Source organism: Candidatus Nanopelagicales bacterium (genome assembly GCA_041393815.1).
GTDB lineage: Bacteria > Actinomycetota > Actinomycetes > S36-B12 > JAWKJK01 > JAWKJK01.
In genome coordinates, this window is sequence record JAWKJK010000001.1 from 1,084,301 (window position 1) to 1,111,183 (window position 26,883).

Genomic DNA, 26,883 nt, shown 5'->3' on the forward strand with positions numbered 1-26,883 from the left:
TCCCGCCGGGTCACCGCCGGCGGGACGGTCAGCCGTCCGTGCGGCGCAGCCGGAACCGCAGGCCGAGGTCGTCGTCCGCGAGTTCCACCAGGTCCGCGTCCGCACCGCCGGGGGTGCCACGCTCCCAGCCGGTCGCGAGCACCTCGCCCGCGACCATGGCGCCGTGCTCGTCCAGTGCCGCCACCAGGTCGGGGTCCTCGCTGGTCCACCAGACCTCGATCCGGTCGCTGACGTCGAACCCGGACGACTTGCGCGCCTCCTGCAGGGTCCGCACCACCTCGCGCGCCAGTCCTGCGCGCCGCAGCTCGGGACTGATGTGCAGGTCCAGGGCGACGGTCTCGCCGGCGTCGGCGGCCACCGCCCAGCCCTCGCGCGGGGTCTCGGTGACCACCACGTCGTCGGGTCCGAGGTCGACCCGACCGACCTCGGGCACGTCGATCGCGGCCGATCCGGACCGCAGAGCCGCGGCCAGCTCGGCTGCCTCGTACCCGGCGATCGCCTGGGCCACCAACGGGGTCTGCTTGCCGAAGCGCTTGCCGAGCGCCCGGAAGTTCGCCTTCGCGTGCACGTCCACCAGCTCGGAGGCCGACTCGCCCAGTGACAGCAGCTCTCCGACGTTGAGCTCGTCCGACACCTGGTCGCGGAGCTCTGGTTCCAGCGCCGACCAGCCCGGGGCGGACACCAGCGCCCGGGCCAGGGGCTGGCGGGTACGCACGCCGGACGTGGCACGGGCGGCCCGCCCGAGCTCGACCAGCCGGCGGACCAGTGCCATCCGCTCGGCCAGCGCGTCGTCGACCACGCGCGGATCGGCCTGCGGCCACTCCGCCAGGTGCACCGAGTCCGGAGCTTCTGGCGTCGTGGCCACGACGAGGTCCTGCCACACCCGCTCGGTGACGAACGGGGTGAACGGCGCCATCACCAGCGTCAGCACCGTCAGCGCCTCGTGCAGGGTGGCCAGGGCGGCCGGGTCGCCGTCCCAGAAGCGGCGTCGGGACCGACGGACGTACCAGTTGGACAGGTCGTCGATGTACGCCGCGATGAGCCGTCCGGCGCGCTGGGTGTCGAAGTTCTCCAGGGCGGCGTCGACGTCACGCGCGAGTCGGTGCGCCTCCGACAGCGCCCAGCGGTCCAGTGCCGGTCGATCTGCGGGAGCGGGGGCCTGGGCGTCGCCGGGGCTCCATCCCGCGGCCCGCGCGTACAACGCCTGGAACGACACCGTGTTCCAGTAGGTCAGCAGAGTCTTGCGCACCACGTCCTGGATCGCCGCGTGGCCCACGCGGCGGGCCTGCCACGGCGACCCGGACGCGAGCATGAACCAGCGGACCGCGTCAGCGCCGTGCTCGTCCATGAGCGGGATCGGCTCGAGCACGTTGCCGAGGTGCTTACTCATCTTGCGGCCCTCGTCGTCGAGGATGTGCCCGAGGCAGACGACGTTGCGGTAGGACGAGCGGTCGAACACCAGCGTGCCCACGGCCATCAGGGTGTAGAACCACCCGCGGGTCTGGTCGATGGCCTCGCAGATGAAGTCCGCGGGGTAGCGCTCCGCGAACGTGTCCTGGCCACGGTGCGGAAAGCCCCACTGCGCGAACGGCATCGAGCCGGAGTCGTACCACGCGTCGATGACCTCCGGCACCCGGGCGGCGGTCCCGCCGCACTGCGGGCAGCCGAAGGTGACCTCGTCGACGTAGGGGCGGTGGGGGTCGAGCGCGGACACGTCGCGCCCCGCGAGCTCGCCGAGCTCGCTCAGGCTCCCGACGGCGGTGAGGTGGCCCTCGTCGCACCGCCAGATCGGCAGCGGGGTGCCCCAGTAGCGGTTGCGGCTCAGAGCCCAGTCGACGTTGTTGTTCAGCCAGTCGCCGTAGCGCCCCCACTTGATGGTCTCGGGGTACCAGGCCGTGGCCTCGTTCTCCCGCAGCAGCGCATCCTTGACCGCGGTGGTGCGGATGTACCACGAGGGCTGCGCGTAGTAGATGAGCGGCGTGTGGCACCGCCAGCAGTGCGGGTAGGCGTGCTCGTAGCCGACGTGCTTGAACAGCAGCCCCCTCTCCTCGAGGTCGCGCACCAGCGCCTCGTCGGCCTTCTTGAAGAACACCCCTCCGATGAGGGGGACGTCGTCCTCGAAGTGGCCGTCGCTGCGCACCGGGTTGACCACCGGCATGCCGTACTCCCGGGCGACCACCAGGTCGTCGGCGCCGAACGCGGGTGCGATGTGCACCAGGCCGGAGCCGTCGTCGGTGGTGACGTAGTCGCCGAGGATCACGTAGTGCGAGTCGGGGATCTCGACCAGCTCGAACGGACGCAGGTACGACGTGTGCTCCAGGTCGCGGCCGGTCAGCCGCTCGACGACCTCGGCCTGGTCACCCAGGGTCGCGTCGACGAGGTCCTCCGCGACCACCAGCAGCTCGCCGTCGCCCGTGCGCGCCACGACGTAGGCGGCATCCGGCTTCACCGCGACCGCGGTGTTGGACACCAGAGTCCACGGCGTGGTCGTCCAGACCAGCAGCGCGACGCCCGGGTGGCGCTGCGCCAGCGGGCCGCCGTCGACCCGGAAACGCACGTACACCGAGGGGTCGACGACCGTCTCGTAGCCCTGGGCGAGCTCGTGGTCCGACAGGCCGGTCCCGCAGCGCGGGCAGTAGGGGGTGACCCGATGGTCCTGCACCAGCAGGCCCTTGTCGAAGACCTGCTTCAGCGACCACCAGACCGACTCGACGTAGGACGGGTCCATCGTCCAGTACGCCTGGTCGAAGTCGACCCAGAAGCCCATCCGTCGGGTCATGTCGGAGAACTCGTCCACGTGCCGCAGCACGGACTCACGGCAGCGGGCGTTGAACTCCGCGATGCCGAACGCCTCGATGTCCTGCTTCCCCGAGAAGCCGAGCTCCTTCTCCACCGCCAGCTCCACCGGCAGGCCGTGGCAGTCCCAGCCGGCCTTGCGGGGGACGTGGTAGCCCTTCATGGTCCGGTAGCGCGGGAAGACGTCCTTGAACACGCGGGCCTCGACGTGGTGCGTGCCCGGCGTGCCGTTGGCGGTCGGAGGGCCCTCGTAGAAGATCCACGGCTGGCTGCCCTCGGTGCGTGCGAGCGACCGGTGGAAGACGTCGTGCTCGCGCCAGAACTCCAGCACGTCGCGCTCAAGGGCGGGCAGGTCGACCTGGGCGGGCACCGGGCGGTACATCGGGCCTCCGTCGCGCACGCGCCCCGCGGGGGACGCGCTCCGGCGGAGGGACGAGGAGCCCGGACCGTCCGGGACCCCGCGGTACCACCCTCCTTGGCGCGACCGTGGCCGCGCCCGCTCGTGGGTGCCCTGCTGCCGGTTCTACTGAGCCGCCCGGGTGCGGTCGGCCGTTCCTCCGGCGGCTCCGGGGTGATGACGCTCCCGCGCTGGCCCCCGGGCTCGCACCGTCCCCGGGTCGCTCCTGGCCGCGTACGGGGCGCCGTGTCCCCATCGGCGCCGTGCAGGCCCGCCGAGGATACCCGCACGTCATGCTGGACCCGACATGCGATACGAGGAAGCCTCCCGTGGCGCGGCGCGGGTCGCGGTCCGGGTCAAGCCCGGCGCCTCCCGGACCCGGGTGGGCGGCAGCTACGGCCCCGGGCGTGCCCTGGTGGTCGCCGTCACGGCCCGGGCCGTGGACGGGGCGGCCACCCGGGCCTGCCTGCGCGCGGTGGCGGAGGCCGTCGGGGTGCGGCCCCGGCAGGTCCGTCTGGTTTCGGGTCCCACCAGTCGGGACAAGGTGCTGGAGATCCTCGACCCGCCACCGGACCTCGACCGACGGTGGGGAATCCTGCTCGGCGTGGATCAGTAGCCGGTGACGGCGGGCTGCCTGCGCCGACCGGTCAGGCATCCGCCGTCGATGCGACTCGGGTCCGATCGCCCGTGCGGCGCGGGTGCCACCAGATCAGAGCCGCGATGAACAGCGGCGGCAGGACCGCGGCGGTCGTGACGTTGCGCAGGGCCAGCTCACCCGAGGCGAGGAACGCCAGGGTCGCCAGCCAGTCCAGCGCTTGGATTCCGATCATCGTGTTGATCCAGGAGAGATGGCGCTGCGGGTTGCCGGCGGCCAGCCACAGTCCGACGGCGTAGCCGAGGAACCGCGCGGCCATCATCGCGAACAGCCAGTTGACCCACCCCGGCTGCTGCTCGGTCAGGCCGAGGAGGTTCGGCGCCGCGGCCGGTGCGACCAGGAACAGCACGCCGAAGAAGGCCTGGACGACAGCGATCGTCCGGAGGGAGAGGCGGAGCGGACTCATCATGGTTTCCTTTCTGAAGTAGGATCAGAACGGAACCTAGGAGGGGCGGTGGATCGGTTGTCAACGCGGAACCTGGTGTCAGCAGGGGAACCGACCCCGGTGTTCCCGCGCTGCGACGATGGCACCTGCCCGGTGAGCAAGGCGGTCCGCGTGCTCGACGGGCGCTGGACGATCCTCGTCGTACGGGACCTACTCGGCGGCACCCGTCGGTTCAGCGAACTGCGCCGGTCGCTGGGCGAGGTCAGCCCGAAGACGCTGACCGATCGACTGCGCCAGCTGGAGGACGCCGGTCTGGTGCATCGGGAGATCTACGCGGAGGTTCCGCCCCGGGTGGAGTACTCCCTCACCGATGCAGGCCGCTCCCTCGAGCCGGTGCTGCGGTCCCTCGCCGCCTGGGGGCTGACCCTTCCGTGACCATCCCGTGGGGTCGCTCGCGGCGTGGGTCGTTGATCGGTCACGCTGAGTTGCCTATCCTCCCGCGGGACCCGGGAGCGCCGCCGCGCGCCCACCGCGTGGGGATCGGAGAGTCATGGCTGACAAGGGCACCGGGGTCGGGGGACGTCTGCGCCGGGCCGTGAGCGGTGCGGCCAAGGCGGTCTCGACCCGTGGGGGTGCGGCCCCGGCGAAGAAGACCGCGCCCGCGAAGAAGACCGCGCCCGCGAAGAAGGCGGCTCCCGCGAAGAAGGCGGCTCCCGCGAAGAAGGCGGCTCCCGCGAAGAAGGCGGCTCCCGCGAAGAAGGCGGCTCCCGCGAAGAAGGCGGCTCCCGCGAAGAAGGCGGCTCCCGCGAAGAAGGCGGCCCCCGCGAAGAAGGCGGCCCCCGCGAAGAAGGCGGCCCCCGCGAAGAAGGCCGCCCCCGCGAAGAAGGCCGCCCCCGCGAAGAAGGCCGCCCCCGCGAAGAAGGCCGCCCCCGCGAAGAAGGCCGCCCCCGCGAAGAAGGCGGCCCCCGCGAAGAAGGCGGCCCCCGCGAAGAAGGCCGCCTCCTCGAAGCGGCTGGTGGTTCGCGCCGACGAGAAGCCGTGGACCGCTGCGGAGCTGCGGGAGGTCGAAGCGGAGCTGCACGGCGAGGCCGACCGGCTGACGGAGGAGATCAGGATGACGGAGGCGGACATCGCCGACCTGATCCGCGACTCCGGCGACGGCGCGGGCGACGACCAGGCCGATGCGGGTACCAAGACGTTCGAGCGCGAGCACGAGATGTCCCTGGCCAACAACGCTCGGGAGATGCTGTTCCAGGTCGAGCGCGCACTCGGCCGCATCGACGACGGCACCTACGGCGTGTGCGAGTCGTGCGGCAACCCGATCGGGAAGCTGCGCCTGCAGGCCTTCCCACGAGCCACCCTGTGCCTGGCCTGCAAGCAGCGCGAGGAGCGGCGCTAGCACCCGCGGGCGCCGCGTACGCTGTCCCGGTGAGCGACGCCGCCGAGGAGGCCGCCCAGGAGGAGGCCGCCCAAGAGGACGAGGCCGCCGAGGAGGCCGCACCGACCGCATCGCCGGTGTCCCCTGACCGGCGCCGGCGCCTGCTCACCGTCCTGTTCTCGGTGGCCACGGGTGTCGTCATCCTCGACCAGGTCACCAAGGCGCTGGCCGTCACCTACCTCGAGCCGCGCATCCTGGCCGGCGACGGTCCGGTGCCGCTCCTCGGCTCGTTCCTGCAGCTGACCTTCACCCGCAACAGTGGTGCGGCCTTCAGCCTCCTGACCGGCTTCACCTGGATATTCACCGCGATCGCCGTCGCGGTCGCCGTCGTGATCGTGCGCACCTCCCGGCGACTGGCCAGCCTGGGCTGGGCCTTGGCGCTCGGCGGGCTGCTCGGCGGCTCGCTCGGCAACCTGATCGACCGGCTGACCCGCGAGCCCGGGTTCGGCACCGGCTACGTCGTGGACTTCCTCCAGCTGCCGTACTGGCCGGTGTTCAACGTGGCCGACATGTCGATCGTCGGGTCGGCGATCCTGATGGTCGTCCTGACGATCCGGGGCATCGAGTACGACGGCGGTGGGACCGCCGCCCCCGCGACGCCCGCGGAGTGAGGGTGGGCGAGCACCGCAGCCTGCCCGTGCCCGACGGCCTGGTCGGGGAGCGCCTCGACACCGCGCTCTCCCGGCTGCTGGGGCTGTCGCGCACCAAGGCCGCCGACCTCGTCGACTCCGGCGCGGTCACCGTCGACGGCGAGGTACCTCCGCGCAGCCTGCGACTGGTCGAGGGGTCCTGGCTGGAGGTCGCGCTACCCGATCCGCCGGTGCCGGCCGTCGAGGCGACACCCGAGCCGGTGCCGGGGATGCGGATCCTGTACGAGGACGACGACCTCGTGGTCGTGGACAAGCCCGTGGGCGTCGCGGCCCACCCGAGCCCCGGCTGGACCGGTCCGACCGTGGTGGGCGGCCTGGCGGCCGCGGGCCACCGGGTGTCCACCTCCGGCGCCGCGGAACGGCAGGGTGTCGTGCACCGCCTCGACGTCGGCACCAGCGGCGTCATGGTCGTCGCGAAGAGCGAGCGGGCGTACACGTCACTGAAGCGGCAGTTCCGCGAGCGCACGGTCGACAAGGTCTACCACGCCCTGGTCCAGGGCCACCCCGATCCGCTGCGGGGCACCATCGACGCCCCCATCGACCGGCACCCCACGCACGACTGGCGCTGGGCCGTGGTCGCCGGGGGAAAGCCGAGCGTCACCCATTACGACACCCTCGAGGCGTTCCCGCACGCGTCGCTGCTCGAGGTGCACCTCGAGACCGGCCGGACCCACCAGATCCGGGTGCACATGGCCGCGCTGCGGCATCCGTGCGTGGGCGACCTGACGTACGGCGCGGACCCGGTCCTCGCGCGCCGGCTCGGCATGGAGCGGCAGTGGCTGCACGCGGTGCGGCTGGACCTGGACCACCCGGACACGGGGGAGCGGATGTCGTTCACGTCCGCGTACCCGGACGACCTGCGCGCCGCCCTGGAGCGGCTGGCGGCGGACTGACCCCGGGCTGCGCGCCCGGACGCGGTGGGGTGTGATGTCCCCATGACCGCCATGACCGCACCCCCGCCCGCGCACGCCTCCGGCACCTTCGCCATCGGAGGCGACCTGACCGTGCACCGGCTCGGCTTCGGGGCGATGCGGATCACCGGGCCCGGCATCTGGGGCGACCCGCCGGACCGCTCGGAGGCGGTGCGGGTGCTGCGCCGCGCCGTCGAGCTGGGAGTGGACTTCGTCGACACCGCGGACTCGTACGGCCCGCACGTCAGCGAGGACCTGATCCGCGAGGCGCTGTGGCCGTACGACGGAGTCGTGGTGGCGACCAAGGGCGGGCTGACCCGGCAGGGTCCCGACCAGTGGCACCCGGTGGGCAACCCCGAGTACCTGCGGCAGGCGCTGGAGATGTCGCTGCGCCGGCTGGGCGTCGAGACGATCGACCTGTACCAGCTGCACCGCATCGACTCCCGGATCCCGGCGGAGGACCAGTTCGGCGTCCTGCGGGAGTTGCAGGAGGAGGGCAAGGTGCGCCACGTCGGGCTGTCCGAGGTGTCCGTGGCCGAGCTCGCGGCCGCGCAGCAGGTGCTGCCGATCGTCACCGTGCAGAACCTCTACAACCTGGTGACCCGGCAGAGCGAGGACGTGCTCGAGGCCTGCGCCGCCCAAGGGGTCGGCTTCATCCCCTGGTTCCCGATCGCCACCGGCCGGCTCGCGGTCCCGGGCGGCCCGCTGGACGAGCTGGCCACCCGCACCGGCCACACGCCGGCGCAGCTGGCCCTGGCATGGCTGCTGCGGCGGTCCCCGGTCATGCTGCCCATCCCCGGGACCGGCTCCGTGGCGCACCTGGAGGAGAACGTGGCCGCCGCCGAGGTCGTGCTCGACGACGCGACGTACGCCGACCTGGATGCCCTCGGGGCCGCCGCCGGCGAGGGCTGAGCTCGCGCTCCGGGACGACACGCCGCGACACGCCCGGGGACACGCCGGGGGCCCCGCGCGGCGACCCGGGACGGTCGGCCCCCCGCGTTAGGCTCGGACCCCTCCGGTCGACCGCCTTCCCCCGGCGTCCGGGGTCGTCCTGTTCGTCACCGCCCCCAGGAGGACCTCGTCGTGGGCAGCGCCGGCGACTCGTTCGTGCACCTGCACGTGCACACCGAGTACTCCATGCTGGACGGCGCCGCCCGGGTCAAGGACCTGTTCTCCGAGGCGTCCCGGATGGGGATGCCCGCGGTCGCGATGACCGACCACGGCAACCTCTACGGCGCCTACGACTTCTACACCCAGGCCCGCGCGCACGGGATCAAGCCGATCATCGGCCTCGAGGGCTACTACGCGCCGCAGGGCCGGTTCGAGCGGCGCCAGTTCGACTTCGGCGGCGGCTTCGACGAGGGCAACGGCGAGGACCCCACCGCCGGCCGGGGCAAGCAGAGCTACACCCACATGACCCTGTGGGCCGAGACCACGCAGGGCATGCACAACCTGTTCCGGCTGGCGTCGCTGGCCAGCCTGGAGGGCTACTTCTACAAGCCGCGGTTCGACCGCGACCTGCTGCAGACGTACGGACAGGGCCTGATCGCGACCACCGGGTGCCCCTCGGGGGAGGTCAACCGCTGGCTGCAGGCGGGCAACTACGACCGCGCGCTCGCCGCAGCGGCGGACTTCCGCGACATCCTCGGGAAGGGCAACTTCTTCGCCGAGGTGATGGACCACGGGCTGGCCATCGAGCGCCGCTACCGCGAGGACCTGCTGCGCATCGCCAAGGCGCTGGACCTGCCGCTGGTGGCCACCAACGACCTGCACTACGTCCACGCCGACGACGCCGACACCCACGACGTGCTGCTGTGCATCGGCACCCGCACCACCATGGACGACCCGAAGCGGTTCCGCTTCGACGCGCGGGACTTCTACCTCAAGTCGCCCGCGGAGATGCGGTCGGTCTGGTCGGAGCTGCCGGAGGCCTGTGACAACACCCTGCTCATCGCCGAGCGCTGCGACGTGTCCTTCGCCGAGGGCGCCAACCTGATGCCGCAGTTCCCGGTGCCCGAGGGCGAGTCGGAGGAGTCCTGGCTGGTCAAGGAGGTGGAGCGCGGGCTGGCCGCCCGGTTCCCCGGCGGCGTGCCCGACGAGCACCGCCGCCAGGCGGAGTACGAGGTCTCCGTCATCTGCCAGATGGGTTTCCCCGGCTACTTCCTGGTGACCGCGGACCTGGTGCGCTACGCGAAGGACAACGGCATCCGGGTCGGTCCCGGCCGCGGGTCCGCCGCCGGGGCCCTGATCGCGTACGCACTGGGGATCACCGAGCTCGACCCGCTGGCGCACGGGCTGCTGTTCGAGCGGTTCCTCAACCCCGAGCGCGTGTCGATGCCGGACATCGACATGGACTTCGACGAGCGCCGGCGCGGCGACATGATCCGGTACGCCACCGAGAAGTACGGCGAGGAGCGGGTCGCGCAGATCGTCACGTATGGCTCGCTGAAGGCGAAGGCCGCGCTGAAGGACACCACGCGGGTGCTCGGCTACCCGTACGCCCTGGGGGACCGCATCACCAAGGCCATGCCGCCGGCGGTCATGGGCAAGGACATCCCGCTGTCGGGCATGTTCGACAAGCAGCACCCCCGCTACGGCGAGGCCGCGGAGTTCCGAGCCCTGTACGAGTCCGATGCCGACGTGCGAGCCGTCGTCGACAAGGCCAAGGGGCTCGAGGGACTGAAGCGGCAGCCCGGGGTGCACGCGGCCGGCGTGATCCTGTGCCGCGAGCCGCTGCTCGACGTCATCCCCGTCTGGCGACGGGAGCAGGACGGCGCGATCATCACGCAGTTCGACATGGGCGCCTGCGAGTCCCTCGGCCTGCTCAAGATGGACTTCCTCGGCCTGCGCAACCTCACGGTGCTCGACGACTGCCTGCGCTACATCGAGTCCAACCGCGGCGAGTCGCTGGTGCTGGAGGAACTCGCGCTCGACGACCGGCCCACCTATGAACTGCTGGCCCGCGGCGACACCCTCGGGGTGTTCCAGCTCGACGGCGGCCCGATGCGGGCGCTGCTCCGGGCGATGCAGCCGGACAACTTCGAGGACATCTCCGCGGTTCTCGCGCTGTACCGGCCCGGGCCGATGGGCGCGAACGCGCACAACGACTACGCCGACCGGAAGAACGGCCGCAAGCCGGTGGTCCCGATCCACCCGGAGCTGGCCGAGCCGCTGGCCGACATCCTGGGCGACACCTACGGGCTGATCGTCTACCAGGAGCAGGTCATGGCGATCGCCCAGAAGCTGGCCGGGTACTCCCTGGGCAAGGCCGACCTGCTGCGGCGGGCGATGGGCAAGAAGAAGAAGGAGATCCTGGAGAAGGAGTTCGTGCCGTTCCGCGACGGCATGCGCGACAACGGCTACTCCGACGAGGCCATCCAGACCCTGTGGGACATCCTGGTCCCGTTCTCCGACTACGCCTTCAATAAGGCGCACACAGCGGGCTACGGCCTGGTGTCGTACTGGACGGCCTATCTCAAGGCCAACTACCCCGCCGAGTACATGGCCGGGCTGCTCACGTCGGTCAAGGACGACAAGGACAAGTCCGCGGTCTACCTCAACGAGTGCCGCCGCATGGGCATCAAGGTCCTGCCGCCGGACGTGAACGACTCCGACAGCGACTTCACCCCGCGGGGCACCGACATCCGGTTCGGCCTGAGCGCGGTGCGCAACGTCGGCGCCAACGTCGTCGATTCGATCATCGCCACGCGCAAGGCCAAGGGCCGCTTCACCGACGTCCGCGACTTCATCGCCAAGGTCGAGGCCACCGTCTGCAACAAGCGGGTCGTCGAGTCGCTGATCAAGGCGGGGGCGTTCGACTCCCTGGGAACGACCCGCAAGGGCCTGCTGTCGGTGCACGAGACGCTCATCGACGCCGCCGTGGAGACCAAGCGGGCCGAGGCGATCGGGCAGTTCGACCTCTTCGGCGGCCTCGACGGCGGGCAGGATGAGGAGGGCGGCGCCGACGGGTACGGCCTGGACGTGGAGATCCCGCTGGGGGAGTGGGACAAGCGCACGCTGCTGTCCTACGAACGGGAGATGCTCGGGCTCTACGTCTCCGACCACCCCCTGCACGGCGTGGAGCACGTGCTGGCGAAGTCGGCGGACTGCTCCATCGCGTCCCTGCACTCCGACGAGCGGGTCGACGGCACGGTCCTCACCGTCGGCGGGCTGGTGACCGCGGTCCAGCGGAAGACCACCAAGCAGGGGTCGCTGTGGGCGATCGTCACGCTGGAGGACCTCGAGGGCGCCGTGGACGTCATGGTGTTCCCGCAGGCCTACCAGCAGGTGGGTCCGCAGCTCGTCGACGACGCGGTGCTGCTGGTGCGCGGTCGTTTCGACCGGGGTGACGAGGACGCGCCGAGGCTGGTGGCGATGGAGGTGACCGTCCCCGACCTCAGCGAGGCCCCGAGCGGTCCGGTCCGGCTGACGTTGCCGGCGGCCCGGTGCGTACCTCCCGTGGTGGACCGGCTCAAGGAGATCCTGGCCAGCCATCCTGGCGTCACCGAGGTGCACCTGCAGCTGCAGAACGGTCCCCGGACGACCGTGCTCCGACTCGACGACCGGCTTCGGGTCACGCCGTCGCCGGCGTTGTTCGGCGATCTGAAGGCCCTGCTCGGGCCGTCCTGCCTCGGGTGAGCCGGTCCCGGCTCGCGCTGACGTTGATCGGCGTCAGCCTGCCGATGGGCGTCGTCGCTGGGCTGCTGTGGTGGTGGTGGGCTCCGAGGGTCGTGCTCGAGGTGCGCGGCGAGGTCGCGGTGCCCGAGGGTTTCCAGCCGGAGGAGTTCCTTGGCTCCGACGTGACCCTGGCGCTGCTCCTCGGGGCCTGTGGCCTGATCGTCGGGATCATCGGGGTCTGGCGGGCCAGGGACCGCCCGCTGGTCGTCCTCATGGGAGGCGTCGTCGGCGGTCTGGTCGGCTCCCTCGTCGCCTGGGCGTTGGGCACCTGGCTCGGCCGCGTCGACGTGGCGGCGCTGACCGCGGCCGGCCCCGACGGGGCCACCTTCGAGGCGGCGCTGCGGATGAGGATGCCCGGCGTGCTGCTGCTCTGGCCGGTGATGGTCGCGTCCGTCGTGACCGTGGTCGCGCTCTGGGACGCCGTGATCGCGTGGCAGGAGGGCCGCGACGACCCTGAGGCGCTGTCCGGGCCCGACGACGAGAACGACCCGGGCGCGCCGGAGTCACCGGCCCCCGCCGCACCGGGACCGGACGCTCCGTCCCGCTAGTCGCTCAGCTCCCGGGTGGCGCCGGTTCCGGCGGAGGGGCGGACTCGAGGACCTCCCGAGGCGGAACGTCGTAGGGGACGCCCAACGGCGAGCGCCAGCGCAGCGATCCGTCCGCCCCGGCGCGCACGATCGTCCACCCGCCCTCGTCCTTGCGCCGGTTGTAGCGGGGCGCGAGCGCGTGCAGGTTGGCCGTGTCGGTCGGGCCGCCGGCCCCCCACGGTCGGGCGTGGTCCAGGTCGCAGCGGTGTGCCGGTTGCGAGCCGTTCGGATGGCGGCAGGTGCCGTCGCGTCGTCGCACGAACCGGGCCAGCCGACGCCCCGCGTACCGCCGGTCCCCGTCGTCCAGAAGGTGCCCGGTGACCGGGTCACGGACCCACCGCACCCAGTCCCGGTCGGCCGCCAGCTCCCGGGCCAGGTCGGGGTCGACGGGACCGTACCCGGGGATCTGGGCCGGGTTGTCGGCCAGTCCGAGCACGGTGGGCAGGTCGATCACGACCGCGACGAGCTCCTCCTGAGAGGTAGCCACGTCCCCGGGTCCTCCGGCCAGCAGGGTCCGCAGGGCGTGCACCCGTCGGGCCCCGATCCGCCAGCGGCTGCCGTCCGGATGCTTCGCGGGCAGGGCCTGGGCCACCGCGTCGATGCGGCGGTAGATCCCGGCAGCGACGTCGGCCCGGGCCACCACCGACACCGATCCCAGCCCGTCGGGCAGGCCCCTCCACCGCACGCCGGTCTCCTGGTCGATCGCGGCCTCCCGGCGTCGAGCGGCAGCACCGGGGTCGAGTGCGATGACGGTGGCCCGGGTCTTGGCGCGCAGCCGTCCGGGCGTCAGGTCACCCGCGATCGGGACGAGCCGAGCCTGGGCCTCCGCCAGCAGCACCGGGTCCCGCAGGTCGAACCGGGCCAGCTCGTCGGCCAGGACGAGGGCCTGGGTGGCCGTGATGCGTCCGGTCTCCAGGCCGCGGACCACGTCGGGGATGAGGTGCCGGGTGGCGTACGCCGTCTCCAGCCGCGCGGCGGCGGATCGGGGCGTGATCCGCAGCGCGGCTGCGAGCTCGTCCGCCGCCCAGCCCTCCCGGGGCCCGGTGCCGGTCACGTCGTGCACCGCGTCGGCCACGGCCAGGCAGGCCCGGTGCTGCAGGGCGGCCAGCCACGACGCCTGGCGGTCCAGCGCCCGCACCAGGTCGACCCGGGCGGAGTGGCTCAGCCGCTGCGGGTCGACCAACGCCAGCTCGCCCAGGACGGCGGCGCCGGGCAGGAGGTCGAGCGCCGCGGACGCCACCAGGCGCTCGGCGTCCTCGGACTGTCCCGCCCGCCCCCGCGGCGCCGTCTCGTCCCGCTCGTGCCCCTCGGCGACGGGCTCCGCGGCGCGGACCGAGGCGCTCCAGGCGTCCTGGGCGGCCCACGCCCGCGCCCACAGGTCCCTGCCCTCGCGCCGCCAGGACTCCGGATCGAGGGCGCAGCCGGACAGCCACAGCAGCGCCGTCGCGGTCGCCGGGCCGGCCGGGGTCGAGACGATCCGTCGCAGCACGATCAGCGGGTCGCGGCGCCCGGTGGCGTCGCCGCCCAGGAGGCCGGGGAGCGGGTCCAGGTCCTCGACCGGCCCTGACCCCAGCCCCGAGCTCGATCCGGGCGGAAACTGCTCCAGCATGCGCATCACCGTGCCTCACCCGGCCGCCGTCGAGCGGGCCCGGAGCGCTCCTGGGGACGGCCGGGACGAAGCAGCCCACCCTGGGGACAACCAGGGCAGCGACCGGCTCGCTCGGGTCAGGCCCGGGCGATGGGCGCGGTCCGCGCCGACGTCAGCGCGACCAGGTCCGCCGGCGCCAGCTCCACGTCCAGCCCGCGCCTGCCGGCCGACACCAGCACGGTCTCGAACTCCAGCGCGGTCACGTCCACCACCGTGGGCAGCGTTGTCCGCTGGCCCAGCGGGCTGATGCCCCCGACCACGTACCCGGTCGCCCGCTCCGCGTCCGGCACGTCGGCCATGACGGCCCGCTTCGCCCCCACCGCGGCGGCCAGCGCCTTGAGGTCCAGCTGGCCCGACACCGGGACCACGGCCACGGTCAGCCGGCCGTCGACGGACGCCACCAGCGTCTTGAACACCCGGGCCGGGTCCACGCCCAGGGCGTGCGCGGCCTCCAGCCCGTAGCTGGTCGCGGCGGGGTCGTGCTCATAGGCGCGCAGCGCATACCGGACCCCGGCCCGCGTCAGTGCCACGGTCGCGGGGGTGCCGGCGGATCCCTTGTGCTGCTTCGACTTCGCCATGGTGACCGAAGGCTATCCGGCGTCGGCAGCCACAGCCTCGCCGCGCGCCCGGTCAGTTGAGGACGACACCGGTCCGTGCCAGCTCCACCGCGGGCAGCGAGGGCAGTGCCCGCAGCACCCCGGTCTCCCGCCGCAACAGGGCCAGCTCGGCGCGCAGCCGGGCCGCCGCGTCGGGCCGCTCCAGCAGCCGCTGCCGGTCGGCCAGGTCCAGCACCATGGCGGCCCCCACCAGGTACGACAGCACCGTGGGGTCGTCGGGCAGGTCTGGCATCCGGGCGCCCTCCTCCGCCCCCGCTCCGGTCACCGCGGACCGGTACGCGGCGAACGCCCGGGCCACCGAGGCCGCGAGCACGTCGACCTCCGCGTCGGCGGTCGGGTCGCTCGCCCCGGACCGGAGCTCCGGCAGCCAGGACACGCGCCCCTGCAGGTACGGCAGCGAGTCGTCCACGCCGAGCAGCCGGAACCGCCGTGCCCCGGTGGTCACCAGCTCGTACCGCCCGTCGTCGTGCGGCGTCACCTGGCGGATGACCGCGGTGGTCCCGACCTCGTACAGCGCGCGCACCGCGTCGGACCCGACCTCGTGTCCCTCCCGGATCGCCACGACGCCGAACTCGCGCCGGTCCTCCGGCTGGTCCAGCAGGGTCGCGACCAGTTCGCGGTACCGAGGCTCGAACACGTGCAGCGGCAGCAGCAGCCCGGGGACAAGGACGGTGCCGAGCGGGAACAGCGGGATCAGTGCGTCCCCCTCGCTCGGGTCTCCCGACGGCGGCTGCGTCACGCCGGCCCACGCTAGGCCCATCGCCGCCGGTCGGCACCCGGGGGCGCCCCGCCTAGAATCACCGCGTGATCCGCCGCATCGACCTCCGGGGCTCCGACGTGGACCCCCGCACCGTGCTGCCGCGCGCCGAGATGGACGTCGAGGACGCCACGGCCGCGGTCCGCCCCATCGTGGCGGACGTGCACGCCCGCGGAGAGGCGGCGGTGCTGGACTGGTGCGAGCGTCTCGACGGGGTCCGCCCCGCGCACCTGCGGGTGCCGGCGGAGGCGATCCGGGCCGCGGTGGACGGCCTCGACCCCGCCGTGCGCTCGGCGCTGGAGGAGGCCATCCGGCGCATCCTCAAGGTGCACCAGGACCAGCGCCGGGTGGACGTCGAGACCGTCGTGGTCCCCGGCGGGACGGTCACCGAGCGCTGGATCCCGGTGGACCGGGTCGGCCTGTACGTGCCCGGCGGGCGGGCCGTCTACCCCAGCAGCGTCGTGATGAACGTCGTTCCCGCGCTGGTCGCGGGCGTCTCGTCGCTGGCGGTGGCCAGTCCGCCGCAGAAGGACCACGACGGCCTGCCGCACCCGACGATCCTGGCGGCCTGCGGCCTGCTCGGCGTGGACGAGGTCTACGCGGTGGGCGGGGCGCAGGCGGTGGCGCTGTTCGCGTACGGCGCGGACCTGTCCGGCGGCGACCGCTGCCGCCCGGTGGACCTGGTCACCGGGCCGGGCAACATCTGGGTGACCGCGGCCAAGCGCCTCCTTAAGGGGGTCATCGGGATCGACTCCGAGGCCGGCCCGACCGAGGTCGCCGTCCTGGCAGACGACTCCGCCGACCCGGCGCACGTGGCCGCGGACCTCATCAGCCAGGCCGAGCACGACGTGGTCGCCGCGTCGGTGCTGGTGACGACCTCCGAGCCGCTGGCCGACGCGGTGGAGGCCGAGCTCGTGGCGCAGGTCGCGGCCACCAAGCACGTCGAGCGCATCACCGAGGCGTTGCGGGGACCGCAGAGCGGCGTGGTGCTGGTGGACGACCTCGACGCCGGCCTCGCGGTCGTCGACGCCTACGCCGCCGAGCACCTGGAGATCCACACCCGCGATGCCCGCGAGGTCGCGATGCGCGTGCGCAACGCAGGCGCGATCTTCGTCGGCACCTACGCGCCGGTGTCCCTGGGCGACTACGCCGCCGGCTCCAACCACGTGCTGCCCACCGGCGGGTCCGCGGCCCACAGCAGCGGGCTGTCGGTGCAGACGTTCCTGCGCGGCGTGCACGTCGTCGAGTACGACGAGCACGCCCTCGCCGGCATCGCCGACGAAGTGGTCGCCCTGGCGCACGCGGAGGACCTGCCCGGGCACGCCGCGGCGATCCGGGTGCGGATCCCGGCCGACGAGCGGCCGGGCGAGTAGGTGTCCGCCGACGACCTGCCGGTCCGTGACGACCTGAAGGGGCAGACCGCCTACGGCGCCCCCCAGCTCGACGTCGCGGTGCGGCTGAACGTGAACGAGAACCCGTTCCCGCCCTCGGACGCGCTCGTGCGGGACGTCGCGGCGGCGGTGGCCGAGGCGACCGGGGGGCTCAATCGCTACCCGGACCGGGACTTCCCGGCGCTGCGCGCCGACCTCGCCGACTACCTGACCAAGGAGTCAGGCGTCCCGGTTGCCCCCGACCGGGTCTGGGCGGCCAACGGGTCGAACGAGGTCATGCACCAGCTGTTCCTGCTGTTCGGCGGCCCGGGGCGGTCCGCGCTCACCTTCGCGCCCACGTACTCGATGTACCCCGAGTACGCCCGGGACACGTTCACGGACTACCTGACCGAGCCCCGCCGGCCCGACTTCTCCCTCGACCCGGGGTCCGTGCGCGCAGCCATCGAACGCCACCGCCCGGACCTGGTGCTGCTGGCGTCTCCGAACAACCCGACCGGGACAGCGCTCCCACTCGACGTCGTGGACGCGGCCTGTGCGGCGGCGCCGGGCATGGTGGTCGTGGACGAGGCCTACGCCGAGTTCCGGCGCCCGGGCACGCCGAGTGCGCTGGAGCTGCTCGACACCCACTCGCGGCTGGTGGTCACGAGGACGATGAGCAAGGCGTTCGCGTTGGCCGGCGCGCGGCTGGGCTACCTGGCCGCCGCGGACCCGCGGGTCGTGGAGGGCCTGAAGCTGGTGCGGCTGCCCTACCACCTCTCGGCGGTCACCCAGGCAGTGGCGCGCGCGGCGCTCGCTCACGCCGACGAGCTGCTCGCCGAGGTTGACACGCTGCGATCCGAGCGCGACGACCTGGTGATCTGGTTGCGGCACAACGGGTTCGAAGTGTCGGACTCCGACGCCAACTTCGTGCTGTTCGGTGTCTTCGACGACAGGCACCGGGTATGGCAGGGGTTGCTGGACCGCGGGGTGCTGATCCGCGAGACCGGGCCGGACGGGTGGCTCCGCGTCAGCATCGGCACACCGGAGGAGAACGCCGCGTTCAGGGCGGCGCTGGAGGAGGTCACCGCATGAGCCGCTCGGCGCGGGTGGAGCGTGTCACCAAGGAGAGCGACGTCCTGGTGGAGGTCGAGCTCGACGGCACCGGCCGGACCGAGATCGACACCGGGGTGCCGTTCTTCGACCACATGCTCGCCCAGCTCGGCCGCCACGGCGGGTTCGACCTGGTGGTGCGCACCAAGGGCGACCTGCACATCGACGCGCACCACACGGTCGAGGACACGTCGTTGGCGCTCGGTCAGGCGCTGCGGGAGGCGTGGGGCGACAAGGCGGGGGTGCGTCGGTACGGCGACGCGCTGGTGCCGTTGGACGAGGCGCTGGTCCAGTCGGCCGTCGACCTGTCCGGCCGCCCCTACCTGGTGCACGACGAGCCGGACCTCGTCGAGCTCATCGGGTCGTACGACACGACGCTGACCCGGCACATCTGGGAGTCGCTCGTCGCGACCGCGCAGATCACCCTGCATGTCCGGGTGCTCTCCGGTCGCAACGCCCACCACGTGGTGGAGGCCCAGTTCAAGTCGGTGGCGCGGTCCCTGCGGGACGCGGTCGCGCTGGACGCCCGCGTGGTGGGCGTGCCGTCCACCAAGGGCACGCTGTGACGCGGGTCGCGCGGTGAACTGGGTCGCGATCCTCCTGCTCGGGCTGGCCGGGTTCTTCGGCGGCGGTGCCTGGACGTTCCGCGAGAACCGCGGGGTGCCGTTCTGGATCCTGGTCGCGCTCGCCGTGCTGTGCCTGGCCGGGGGCGCCCTGTACGCGTGGTCGCCGTGACCCGTCCGTCGGTCGTGGTGCTCGACTACGGGTCGGGCAACCTGCGCTCCGCCGAGCGGGCCCTCGCGCGCGCCGGCGCCGACGTCCGGGTCACGCACGACCGGGACGCGGCCCTGGACTGCGACGGGCTGGTGGTCCCGGGTGTGGGCGCCTTCGCGGCCTGCATGGCGGGGATCCGGGCGGTCCACGGCGGCGAGATCGTCGGCCGTCGTCTGGCCGGGGGGCGACCGGTGCTCGGGATCTGCGTCGGCATGCAGGTCCTGTTCGAGCGCGGGCTCGAGCACGGGGTGGAGACCGACGGGCTGGGCGAGTGGCCCGGTGTGGTCGACCGGCTCGAGGCGGATGTCCTGCCGCACATGGGCTGGAACACCGTCGACGTCCCCCCGGGCTCGCGCCTGTTCGCCGGCGTGGAGGGGGAACGGTTCTACTTCGTGCACTCGTACGCGGCCCGGCGCTGGGACCTGGTGCCCACCCACGAGCGGCTCGAGGCCCCGCTGGTCACCTGGGCCACCCACGGGGACCGGTTCGTCGCCGCGGTCGAGAACGGCCCGCTGTGCGCCACCCAGTTCCACCCGGAGAAGTCCGGTGACGCCGGCGCCCACCTGCTCGCGACCTGGGTCGGGGGCCTGCGGTGAGCGCCGGGGACCGGCGCCCGCACGCGCGGAGCCTGCGGTGAGCCGCGAGCGCGCCCGCCGCCGCGCAGAGCGGGAGCGCCTCGTCGCCGAGGCCGCGGTCCGGCGGGCGAAGGCCCGGGAGCGGGCCGAGCGGGCGGACCGCCGCCGCCAGCGGGCGAGGTCGATGCTGCCCACCCGTACCCGGTGGGGCCGGTCCAGCGGGGAGCTCGCCCGCCGCAACCGGCGGCGGATGTGGTGGTTCGTCGGCATCATCGCGGCGGTGCAGCTCGTCGTCTGGCCGCTGCTGCCCGGCTGGGGTCCGCGGCTGGTGCTGCTCGCGGTGTGCCTGCTGGCCGCCCCGGTGGCCTGGGTGATCCTCTTCGACCGGCGCTGATGCGACCGGCGCTGATTCGACCGGCGCTGACCGAGTTCCGGCCGAGAGCGGGCACTAGGGTCGCCCTCATGACCGATCCGGTGCTGGAGCTGCTCCCCGCCGTCGATGTCGCCGACGGCAAGGCGGTGCGGCTCGTCCAGGGCGAGGCGGGGTCCGAGACGTCGTACGGGGACCCGGTCCAGGCGGCGTTGACCTGGCAGGAGCAGGGTGCGTCGTGGATCCACCTGGTGGACCTCGATGCGGCGTTCGGACGCGGCTCCAACCGCGACCTGCTGGCCGAGGTCATCGGTCGCGTCGACGTCGCCGTGGAGCTGTCCGGCGGCATCCGCGACGACGAGAGCCTCGCCGTGGCGCTAGCCACCGGCTGCGCCCGGGTCAACCTGGGCACCGCGGCGCTCGAGGACCCGCAGTGGTGCGCCCGTGCCATCGCCGAGCACGGCGACCGGATCGCGGTCGGGCTGGACGTGCGCGGCCACCGGTTGGCGGCGCGCGGCTGGACCGAGGAGAGCGGGGAGCTGTTCGAGACCCTGGCCCGGCTGGACCGCGACGGCTGCGCACGCTACGTCGTGACCGACGTCTCCCGCGACGGCACCCTGCAGGGCCCGAACCTGCACCTGTTGCGCGAGGTCTGCGACGCCACGGACCGGCCGGTCGTGGCCTCCGGCGGCGTGGGCAGCCTGGAGGACCTGCACTCGCTGGCGGCCCTGACCGGCATCGGTGTCGAGGGGGCGATCATCGGAAAGGCGCTGTACGCCGCCGCCTTCACGCTGCCCGAGGCGCTGGCGGCCGTGGCCCCGCGGGTCGACTTCGTGCCGTTCCCCACCGACGTCGACCTGCTCGAGGGCGAGGCCGCGGGCGCCGATACCGCGGGGGAGTCCGGCGTCGAGGACGCCGGCCGGGGGTGACGGACCCGGCCGGGGTCACCCGGTACCCCTCCGGCGGCCCGTGGGAGGACGTCGTCGGCTATTCGCGTGCCGTCGTCGCCGGACCGCTGGTCCTGGTGGCCGGCTGCACGGCCACGGTCGACGGGGTCGTCGCGCACGCGGGGGACCCGTACGCGCAGGCGCTGGCCGCGTTCGGGGTTGCGCTGGACGCCGTCGGTCGCGCCGGAGGCACCGTCGCCGACGTCGTCCAGACCCGGATGTACGTCTTCGGGATCGAGCACCGGGACGCCGTGGGCCGCGCGCACCGCGAGCTGTTCGGCCACGTCCGTCCGGCGGCCACCATGGTGGGGGTGGCCGAGCTGGTGGACCCGGCGATGCTGGTCGAGGTCGAGGTGGTCGCCTACCTGCCCTCCGCGGCTTCCTGACCCGTGCGGGCGGCGCGGCGCACGTTGGCCGCGTGCAACTCGGCCATCCCTGGGAGCCCCAGCCGCGGGTCGTCGACCGGGCGGCCGGACACCACCGCGTCGAGGTAGCGGCGGTCGGCGTCGAGGCGGGCCAGCGGATCGTCGGTGGGGCTGCCGTGGCCCGGCACGAGCAGCCGCGCGCGCCGCACGACCGGGACCAACTGCTCCAGGCCGGTCCGGTACGTCTCCAGGTCGTCGTCCTCGTCGGCCGGCATCGGCAGCTCGAGGTCGCTGAGCATGTCGCCGGCCAGCAGCACGCCGCGGTCGGTGAGCTCGACGGCGAGGTGGCCGGGCGCGTGGGCGTCGTGCGGGTGCAGCAGCGCCTCGGGCCCGGCCCACGGCAGCAGCGCCGGACCAGGGCCCGCGGGCAGCGGCACGAGCCGGCCGGCCACGGCGACCAGCTCCGGCGGCAGGTCACCGACCAGCGGCGCGAGCACGGCGTCGCGCTGGTCAGTCACCGTGCGCACCGTCGTCGGCGACGCGTACCGCGGCACCTCGCCGAGGTCGGGGTGCCACAGCACGTGGTCGTAGTGCACGTGGGTCGCCAGCCCCACCGCGCAGCGGACGCCGAGCGACGCCAGGTCGGCCGGGATCGCGGCCAGCTCGTCGGGGTCCCAGGCGGGGTCGACGACGAGGGCGCCGCCGTGACCGTCCAGCACCACGGTGGACGTGGTGGCGAACCGGCGGGAGGTGGCCACCCACACCCCGGCGGTGATCTCCGCCAGCCGCTGCGGGGCCGTCGACCCGGCGTTCACGCCAGCGTGATCTCCAGGCCGACGCGCGCGTCCGCGGGCTGCCTCCGCAGCGTCCCCAGCAGGCGGACCGCCTTGGCCTGGATCCCGTACTTGGCGTTCACCAGCTCCAGGGTGTGCTGCGTCCCGGCGGCGTCGGTGCACCGCGCCGTCCCGGGGACCGCGTCGCCCCGGACGTTCCCGCGCGCGTCGCACGGCGCGACGGTGACCCGGGGGTCGGCGTTGATGCGCTGCACCTTCCACGAGTCCGCGTTGGTGATCACCCGCAGGAGGTCCCCGTCGGCCACCACCCACACGGGGGTGGCCACGGCCGAGCCGTCCGCGCGGAACGTCGTCAGGGAGATGTAGCGCTCGGCGCCGAGGCGCTGCGCGTCCGGGGTGCTCATACCGCCGACCATAGGCCTGCATAGGCTGCCCGGGTGAGCCTGGCCGTGCGCGTGATCCCGTGCCTGGACGTCGACGCCGGCCGGGTCGTGAAGGGGGTCAACTTCGTCGACCTGCGCGATGCCGGGGACCCGGTCGAGCTGGCGCGGGCGTACGACGCGGAGGGCGCAGACGAGCTGGTGTTCCTGGACATCACGGCGTCCAGCGGGGACCGGTCCACCACGTACGACGTCGTGCGGCGCGCCGCCGAGCAGGTCTTCATCCCGCTGACCGTGGGCGGAGGGGTGCGCTCGGTCGGCGACTTCGACCGGCTGCTGCGCGAGGGCGCGGACAAGGTCAGCCTCAACACCGCCGCGATCGACCGGCCCGAGCTGCTGTCGGAGGCCGCGGAGCGCTTCGGGTCGCAGTGCGTGGTGCTCAGCGTCGACGCGAGGCGGACCGGTCCGGATGCCCGGACCGACAGCGGGTTCGAGGTCACCACCCACGGCGGCCGGCGCGGCACCGGCATCGACGCGGTGGCCTGGGCCGTGCGCGGGGCCCAGCTCGGGGCGGGGGAGATCCTGCTCAACTCGATGGATGCCGACGGCACCCGGGACGGCTTCGACCTGGAACTGATCCGGGCGGTCCGCCGCGAGGTGCACGTGCCGCTGATCGCGAGCGGGGGCGCCGGAGCGCTGGAGCACTTCCCGCCCGCCGTGGCTGCCGGCGCGGACGCGGTGCTGGCCGCCAGCGTGTTCCACTTCGGGCAACTGCGCATCGGCGAGGTGAAGCAGACTCTGCGCGCGGTCGGCTACCCGGTGCGCTGACCCGCCCTACACCCCCAGCCGCGCGTCCTCGAAGGCCCGCACGGCGGCCTCGTCGCCCTCGACGTCGACGCGGGCCGCGGTCCGGCCGAACACCCGCAGCACCAGCTCGGGCGCCGGGCCCACGAGGGTCACCGTGGGGTCGCCGCCGCGCACCCGGGCCTCCACCCGGTCATCCGGAGTCCCGTCGGGCGCGTCGGTGCGGCGCAGCACCACCCCGACCGGCACCTGCCGCAGCAGGAGCCGGGAGGACCGGCGGGCCACCGCCCACAGCGCCGAGCGCAGCCGGGGGTCGAGGTCGCGCGGCTCCCACCCCAGCTGTCCCCGCCGGACGTCCTCGTGGTGGACGAAGAACTCGGCCAGGTTCACCCGCTCGTCCACGCCGGGCAGTCCGAACGGGGACCACCACGGCGGGCCGGTGCGGATCTGCTCGGCCAGGGCGGCGAGGTCCTGCTCGGCGACCCCGTCCTGCACGTGCCGGGTCCAGCCGGCCAGCGGGGGCAGCACGATGCCGGGGCTGGCGTCGAGGCGGCGCTCGCGGACCACCAGGTGCGCCGCGAGGTCCCGGGTGTCCCAGCCCTCGCACAGGGTGGGCTGGTCGGGGCCGACCGCCAGCAGCAGGTCGGCGAGGGCCTCGCGCTCGGACCGCACGTACGACGTCATGACTCGATCGTCACCCACCGCGGCCGGGGTCGCACCACGGGGGGCGCGGGCGGGCGCCGCCGGGGCCACCTCGCACCGGCAGAATGTCCGCCGTGCCCGAGCCCACCGAGCTGGACCCCGCCGTCGCCGCCCGACTGCGCCCCGACGACCGCGGCCTGGTGGCCGCTGTGGCCCAGCAGTGGGACACCGGCGAGGTGCTGATGGTGGCGTGGATGGATGCCGAGGCGCTGCGCCGGACGCTGGCCAGCGGCCGCGCGACCTACTGGAGCCGCAGCAGGCAGGAGTACTGGGTCAAGGGCGACACCTCGGGACACGTGCAGTGGGTGCGCGAGGTGCGGCTGGACTGCGACGGCGACGCGGTGCTGGTGAAGGTCGACCAGGTGGGCCCCGCCTGCCACACCGGGACCAGGACGTGTTTCGACGCCGACCGGCTCGACGTCGTCGTCGGCGCCGCGGGCGCCGGGGAGCCGTCATGAGCGGCGACCCGGTCGCGGGGTTCGAGGGCGCGCTGACCGCCCCGTTCACCGGCGCGGTGACCCCCGACCTGGAGACCTTCCGGCTGCTCGCGCGCGACCGGCGGGTCGTCCCCGTCGTTCGCCGGCTGCTGGCCGACGGGGAGACCCCGGTCGGCCTCTACCGCAAGCTGGCCCAGGGTCGGGCCGGCACCTACCTGCTGGAGTCCGCCGAGCAGGGCCGGTCCTGGTCGCGGTACTCGTTCGTGGGCGTGCGCTGCGCGGCCATGCTCACCGAGCGCGACGGGCGGGCCCGGTGGCTGGGTCGGGCCCCGGTGGGGGTGCCCTCGGGCGGCGACCCGCTGGCCGCGCTGCGGGACACGCTCGCCCTGCTGCACACCCCCCGCATCCCCGGGCTGCCGCCGCTGACCAGCGGCATGGTCGGCTTCGTCGGGTACGACGCGGTCCGGCACTGGGAGCGCATCCCGGACGCCAACCCCGACGAGCTCGGGGTGCCCGAGCTGGCGATGCTGCTCGCCACCGACCTCGCGGTCCTCGACCACGCCGACGGCAGCGTGCTGCTGGTCGCGAACGCCATCAACTACGACGCCAGCGACGAGCGGGTGGACCAGGCCTGGGGGGATGCGGTCCGCCGGCTGGACGTGATGGAGGCCGACCTGGCCCGCCCCGCGCCCCCCACCGCGGCGGCGTACGACCCGGACGCCCGGGCCGACGTCGTCTCGCGCACGCCGGCCGACGACTACCGCCGTGACGTCGACACGGTGAAGGAGTACATCCGCGCCGGTGACGCCTTCCAGGTGGTGCTGTCGCAGCGTTTCGAGATGCCCTGCCCGGCCGACGCCCTGGACGTGTACCGGATCCTGCGCGCCTCCAACCCCAGCCCCTACATGTACCTGCTGCGCATCCCCGCCGACGACGGGTCGCCCGAGGGACCCGACGCCGAGCTCCCGGGCGTGGTCGCGTTCGACGTCGTGGGCAGCTCGCCGGAGGCGCTGGTGACGGTGACCGACGGCCGCTGCCTGATGCACCCGATCGCCGGCTCCCGCCCGCGCGGGTCGACCCCGGAGGAGGACGCCCGGCTCGCCGACGACCTGCTCGCCGACGAGAAGGAGCGGGCCGAGCACCTGATGCTGGTGGACCTCGGGCGCAACGACCTCGGCCGCGTGTGCGCCCCGGGGACCGTCGAGGTCGTGGAGTTCATGGCCGTCGAGCGGTTCTCGCACATCATGCACATCGTGTCGACCGTCGTCGGGACGCTGGCGGACGGCCGCACCGCGTACGACGCGCTCGCGGCGACGTTCCCCGCCGGCACCCTGTCCGGCGCGCCCAAGCCGCGGGCGATGGAGATCATCGACGAGCTGGAACCCGCCCGGCGCGGGCTGTACGGCGGCGTCGTGGGCTACCTGGACTTCGCCGGCGACGCCGACACCGCGATCGCGATCCGGACCGCGGTGCTGCGCGACGGCACGGCGTACGTCCAGGCCGGTGCCGGCCTGGTCGCGGACTCGGTGCCGGCGACCGAGGACGCGGAGTGCCGGACCAAGGCGGCGGCGGTCCTGCGCGCGGTGGCCGTCGCCGCGACCCTGTCGGCCGCCGGGGCGGGGGAGCCGGCCCGCGCGGCCGCCCCGTGACCGGCCGCCCCGTGACCGGCCGGACCGGCTACCTGGTCGCGCTCGTGCTGCTCGCGGCGGGCGGCCTGGTCGCCGCCGTCGGCTACGGACGCCCCTGGGCGGTCGTGGTCCCGGCCCAGGGCGGCCTGCCGCTGCCGGCGGTCGAGGTGAGCGGGGTCGCGCTGGTGCCGGCCGGGCTCGCGCTGGCCCTCGTGCTGGCCGCGGGGGCGCTGGCCGTCGTGGCGACCGGCGGGTGGCTGCGGCGGGTGCTGGGCGGGCTGCTGGCCGCGGTGGCGACCGCGGTGGCCGTTCCCGCGGTGGCGTACCGGCTGGGCGACCCCGTGGCGGACGCGACCCGATCGGCACTGGACCGCGTGGGGGACACCGCGGCCACCGTCGACGTCACCGCCTGGTGGCTGACGGCCCTGTTGGGCGGCCTCGCCGGCCTGGTGGGGGGTGTCGCGGTGGCGGCGCGCGGGCACCGGTGGCCGGGCATGTCGGCCCGCTACACCCGCACCGCCCCGGGCGCCGGTGCCGCGGGTCCCGGCGGCACGGTCGCGCCGGGCGGCGACGGGCCCCGCGACGCGGCGGCGTCGGACGGCTCCGGTGCGGATGCCCCCGGTGCGGGCCGGGTGGGGGGCGCCGTGGCCTGGGACGCGCTGGACCGCGGCGAGGACCCCACCGACTGACCGGGCCCGGATCCTCCCCGGGCCCCGACCTGCTTGAATGGCCCCCGCGCGCCGCCCGGCGGCGCGGACCTGCCCGACCGCCGACCGATCCGCCCGACCCGTCCCGAGCCGACCCGAACCTCCGGAGGGCCGCCATGAGCGCCGAGCACGACAACCACGGTCAGACCCCGGCCGCCTGGACCGCGGTGATCATCATCATGCTCGGGTTCCTGGTCGGCACGCTCGGCGTCATCCTCGACACCCGCATCGTGCTGTGGGTCGGGGTCGGGCTGATCGTCGTCGGCGCCGTCGTCGGCAAGGTCATGCAGATGATGGGCCTCGGTGCCCAGCCCAAGGGCGACCACCACCGCAGCGAGGCCACCGCGGCCGCCGGTGGCACCGACGCCTGACCGGCGTCCCTGCACCCACGCCTGACCCGAT

29 protein-coding genes are annotated in these 26,883 nt (G+C 73.9%); 21 read left to right on the top strand and 8 right to left on the bottom strand.

The genetic code is table 11. The annotated features are described in order from the left end of the window. Positions 1-28 precede the first annotated feature (28 nt). The gene (gene ileS / locus R2737_04965; protein ID MEZ5115603.1) at positions 29-3,178 is read right to left on the bottom strand and encodes an isoleucine--tRNA ligase; all 3,150 of its coding nucleotides are present in this window, start codon (positions 3,176-3,178) and stop codon (positions 29-31) included. Between the two features lie 322 nt (positions 3,179-3,500). On the opposite strand from ileS, the gene R2737_04970 reads away from it, so the two are divergent. Continuing rightward, positions 3,501-3,809, top strand: coding sequence for a DUF167 domain-containing protein (locus tag R2737_04970; GenBank protein ID MEZ5115604.1), 309 nt, complete (start codon positions 3,501-3,503; stop codon positions 3,807-3,809). Between the two features lie 31 nt (positions 3,810-3,840). Here R2737_04970 and R2737_04975 read toward each other — a convergent pair whose 3' ends face one another. Continuing rightward, positions 3,841-4,254 (bottom strand): hypothetical protein, encoded by a 414-nt coding sequence (locus R2737_04975; protein MEZ5115605.1) that lies wholly within the window; start codon positions 4,252-4,254, stop codon positions 3,841-3,843. A gap of 48 nt (positions 4,255-4,302) precedes the next feature. On the opposite strand from R2737_04975, the gene R2737_04980 reads away from it, so the two are divergent. The 7 genes from R2737_04980 to R2737_05010 all read left to right on the top strand — a co-directional run bounded on the left by R2737_04980 (position 4,303) and on the right by R2737_05010 (position 12,457). Next, entirely contained in the window at positions 4,303-4,668 is a 366-nt protein-coding gene (locus tag R2737_04980; GenBank protein ID MEZ5115606.1) for a helix-turn-helix domain-containing protein, read from the top strand. A gap of 115 nt (positions 4,669-4,783) precedes the next feature. Beyond that, the gene (locus R2737_04985) at positions 4,784-5,632 is read left to right on the top strand and encodes a TraR/DksA C4-type zinc finger protein (protein ID MEZ5115607.1); all 849 of its coding nucleotides are present in this window, start codon (positions 4,784-4,786) and stop codon (positions 5,630-5,632) included. 29 nt (positions 5,633-5,661) lie between these two features. Beyond that, positions 5,662-6,282, top strand: coding sequence for a signal peptidase II (gene lspA, locus R2737_04990; protein MEZ5115608.1), 621 nt, complete (start codon positions 5,662-5,664; stop codon positions 6,280-6,282). 2 nt (positions 6,283-6,284) lie between these two features. Further along, the gene (locus R2737_04995) at positions 6,285-7,214 is read left to right on the top strand and encodes an RluA family pseudouridine synthase (protein MEZ5115609.1); all 930 of its coding nucleotides are present in this window, start codon (positions 6,285-6,287) and stop codon (positions 7,212-7,214) included. Positions 7,215-7,256: 42 nt separating this feature from the next. Then, on the top strand, positions 7,257-8,144 hold the full coding sequence (locus R2737_05000) for an aldo/keto reductase (GenBank protein ID MEZ5115610.1): 888 nt from the start codon (positions 7,257-7,259) through the stop codon (positions 8,142-8,144). A gap of 171 nt (positions 8,145-8,315) precedes the next feature. Then, on the top strand, positions 8,316-11,870 hold the full coding sequence (gene dnaE / locus R2737_05005) for a DNA polymerase III subunit alpha (GenBank protein MEZ5115611.1): 3,555 nt from the start codon (positions 8,316-8,318) through the stop codon (positions 11,868-11,870). Continuing rightward, complete coding sequence (locus R2737_05010; GenBank protein MEZ5115612.1) at positions 11,867-12,457, top strand: hypothetical protein; 591 nt, start codon at positions 11,867-11,869, stop codon at positions 12,455-12,457. The genes dnaE and R2737_05010 overlap by 4 nt, the downstream gene beginning before the upstream one ends. 4 nt (positions 12,458-12,461) lie before the next feature. Here R2737_05010 and R2737_05015 read toward each other — a convergent pair whose 3' ends face one another. From R2737_05015 to R2737_05025, 3 genes are all read right to left on the bottom strand, one after another. Then, the gene (locus R2737_05015; GenBank protein MEZ5115613.1) at positions 12,462-14,105 is read right to left on the bottom strand and encodes a DUF222 domain-containing protein; all 1,644 of its coding nucleotides are present in this window, start codon (positions 14,103-14,105) and stop codon (positions 12,462-12,464) included. Between the two features lie 116 nt (positions 14,106-14,221). After that, positions 14,222-14,722, bottom strand: a complete 501-nt coding sequence (gene ybaK / locus R2737_05020; GenBank protein ID MEZ5115614.1) for a Cys-tRNA(Pro) deacylase — start codon at positions 14,720-14,722, stop codon at positions 14,222-14,224. A 52-nt stretch (positions 14,723-14,774) separates the two neighbouring features. Beyond that, positions 14,775-15,500, bottom strand: a complete 726-nt coding sequence (locus R2737_05025; GenBank protein ID MEZ5115615.1) for an LON peptidase substrate-binding domain-containing protein — start codon at positions 15,498-15,500, stop codon at positions 14,775-14,777. A 65-nt stretch (positions 15,501-15,565) separates the two neighbouring features. On the opposite strand from R2737_05025, the gene hisD reads away from it, so the two are divergent. From hisD to R2737_05065, 8 genes are all read left to right on the top strand, one after another. After that, complete coding sequence (gene hisD, locus R2737_05030; GenBank protein ID MEZ5115616.1) at positions 15,566-16,891, top strand: histidinol dehydrogenase; 1,326 nt, start codon at positions 15,566-15,568, stop codon at positions 16,889-16,891. Beyond that, the gene (locus R2737_05035) at positions 16,892-17,980 is read left to right on the top strand and encodes a histidinol-phosphate transaminase (protein MEZ5115617.1); all 1,089 of its coding nucleotides are present in this window, start codon (positions 16,892-16,894) and stop codon (positions 17,978-17,980) included. After that, positions 17,977-18,564, top strand: a complete 588-nt coding sequence (gene hisB / locus R2737_05040) for an imidazoleglycerol-phosphate dehydratase HisB (protein ID MEZ5115618.1) — start codon at positions 17,977-17,979, stop codon at positions 18,562-18,564. Before R2737_05035 ends, hisB begins: the two co-directional genes overlap by 4 nt. Before the next feature lie 13 nt (positions 18,565-18,577). Next, positions 18,578-18,733 (top strand): hypothetical protein, encoded by a 156-nt coding sequence (locus tag R2737_05045; GenBank protein MEZ5115619.1) that lies wholly within the window; start codon positions 18,578-18,580, stop codon positions 18,731-18,733. Next, on the top strand, positions 18,730-19,368 hold the full coding sequence (hisH, locus tag R2737_05050) for an imidazole glycerol phosphate synthase subunit HisH (GenBank protein MEZ5115620.1): 639 nt from the start codon (positions 18,730-18,732) through the stop codon (positions 19,366-19,368). Before R2737_05045 ends, hisH begins: the two co-directional genes overlap by 4 nt. A gap of 37 nt (positions 19,369-19,405) precedes the next feature. Then, a complete protein-coding gene (locus R2737_05055) occupies positions 19,406-19,741 on the top strand; it encodes a hypothetical protein (GenBank protein MEZ5115621.1) in 336 nt (111 codons plus the stop codon). Between the two features lie 68 nt (positions 19,742-19,809). Further along, positions 19,810-20,646: a bifunctional 1-(5-phosphoribosyl)-5-((5-phosphoribosylamino)methylideneamino)imidazole-4-carboxamide isomerase/phosphoribosylanthranilate isomerase PriA gene (priA, locus tag R2737_05060; GenBank protein MEZ5115622.1), complete on the top strand. Its 837-nt coding sequence runs from the start codon at positions 19,810-19,812 to the stop codon at positions 20,644-20,646. Next, positions 20,643-21,050, top strand: coding sequence for a RidA family protein (locus R2737_05065; protein ID MEZ5115623.1), 408 nt, complete (start codon positions 20,643-20,645; stop codon positions 21,048-21,050). Before priA ends, R2737_05065 begins: the two co-directional genes overlap by 4 nt. On the opposite strand, the gene R2737_05070 is transcribed toward R2737_05065, so the two are convergent. Both R2737_05070 and R2737_05075 read right to left on the bottom strand, forming a co-directional pair. Continuing rightward, on the bottom strand, positions 21,026-21,844 hold the full coding sequence (locus R2737_05070) for an MBL fold metallo-hydrolase (GenBank protein MEZ5115624.1): 819 nt from the start codon (positions 21,842-21,844) through the stop codon (positions 21,026-21,028). The two genes, R2737_05065 and R2737_05070, sit on opposite strands and share 25 nt — an antisense overlap. Further along, positions 21,841-22,227, bottom strand: coding sequence for a PPOX class F420-dependent oxidoreductase (locus R2737_05075; GenBank protein MEZ5115625.1), 387 nt, complete (start codon positions 22,225-22,227; stop codon positions 21,841-21,843). The genes R2737_05070 and R2737_05075 overlap by 4 nt, the downstream gene beginning before the upstream one ends. A gap of 33 nt (positions 22,228-22,260) precedes the next feature. Between R2737_05075 and hisF the strand changes: the two genes are divergently transcribed. Further along, complete coding sequence (hisF, locus tag R2737_05080; protein MEZ5115626.1) at positions 22,261-23,031, top strand: imidazole glycerol phosphate synthase subunit HisF; 771 nt, start codon at positions 22,261-22,263, stop codon at positions 23,029-23,031. A 6-nt stretch (positions 23,032-23,037) separates the two neighbouring features. Here hisF and R2737_05085 read toward each other — a convergent pair whose 3' ends face one another. Further along, positions 23,038-23,691, bottom strand: coding sequence for a TIGR03085 family metal-binding protein (locus R2737_05085; GenBank protein MEZ5115627.1), 654 nt, complete (start codon positions 23,689-23,691; stop codon positions 23,038-23,040). 92 nt (positions 23,692-23,783) lie between these two features. Here R2737_05085 and hisI point away from each other — a divergent pair, with 92 nt between their 5' ends. The 4 genes from hisI (at position 23,784) to R2737_05105 (ending at position 26,852) form a co-directional block, all read left to right on the top strand. Continuing rightward, positions 23,784-24,167: a phosphoribosyl-AMP cyclohydrolase gene (gene hisI, locus R2737_05090; protein ID MEZ5115628.1), complete on the top strand. Its 384-nt coding sequence runs from the start codon at positions 23,784-23,786 to the stop codon at positions 24,165-24,167. Then, positions 24,164-25,795 (top strand): anthranilate synthase component I, encoded by a 1,632-nt coding sequence (locus tag R2737_05095; protein ID MEZ5115629.1) that lies wholly within the window; start codon positions 24,164-24,166, stop codon positions 25,793-25,795. The genes hisI and R2737_05095 overlap by 4 nt, the downstream gene beginning before the upstream one ends. 11 nt (positions 25,796-25,806) lie before the next feature. Further along, positions 25,807-26,463: a Trp biosynthesis-associated membrane protein gene (locus tag R2737_05100; protein MEZ5115630.1), complete on the top strand. Its 657-nt coding sequence runs from the start codon at positions 25,807-25,809 to the stop codon at positions 26,461-26,463. A 134-nt stretch (positions 26,464-26,597) separates the two neighbouring features. Further along, positions 26,598-26,852, top strand: a complete 255-nt coding sequence (locus R2737_05105; protein MEZ5115631.1) for an HGxxPAAW family protein — start codon at positions 26,598-26,600, stop codon at positions 26,850-26,852. Positions 26,853-26,883 lie beyond the last annotated feature (31 nt).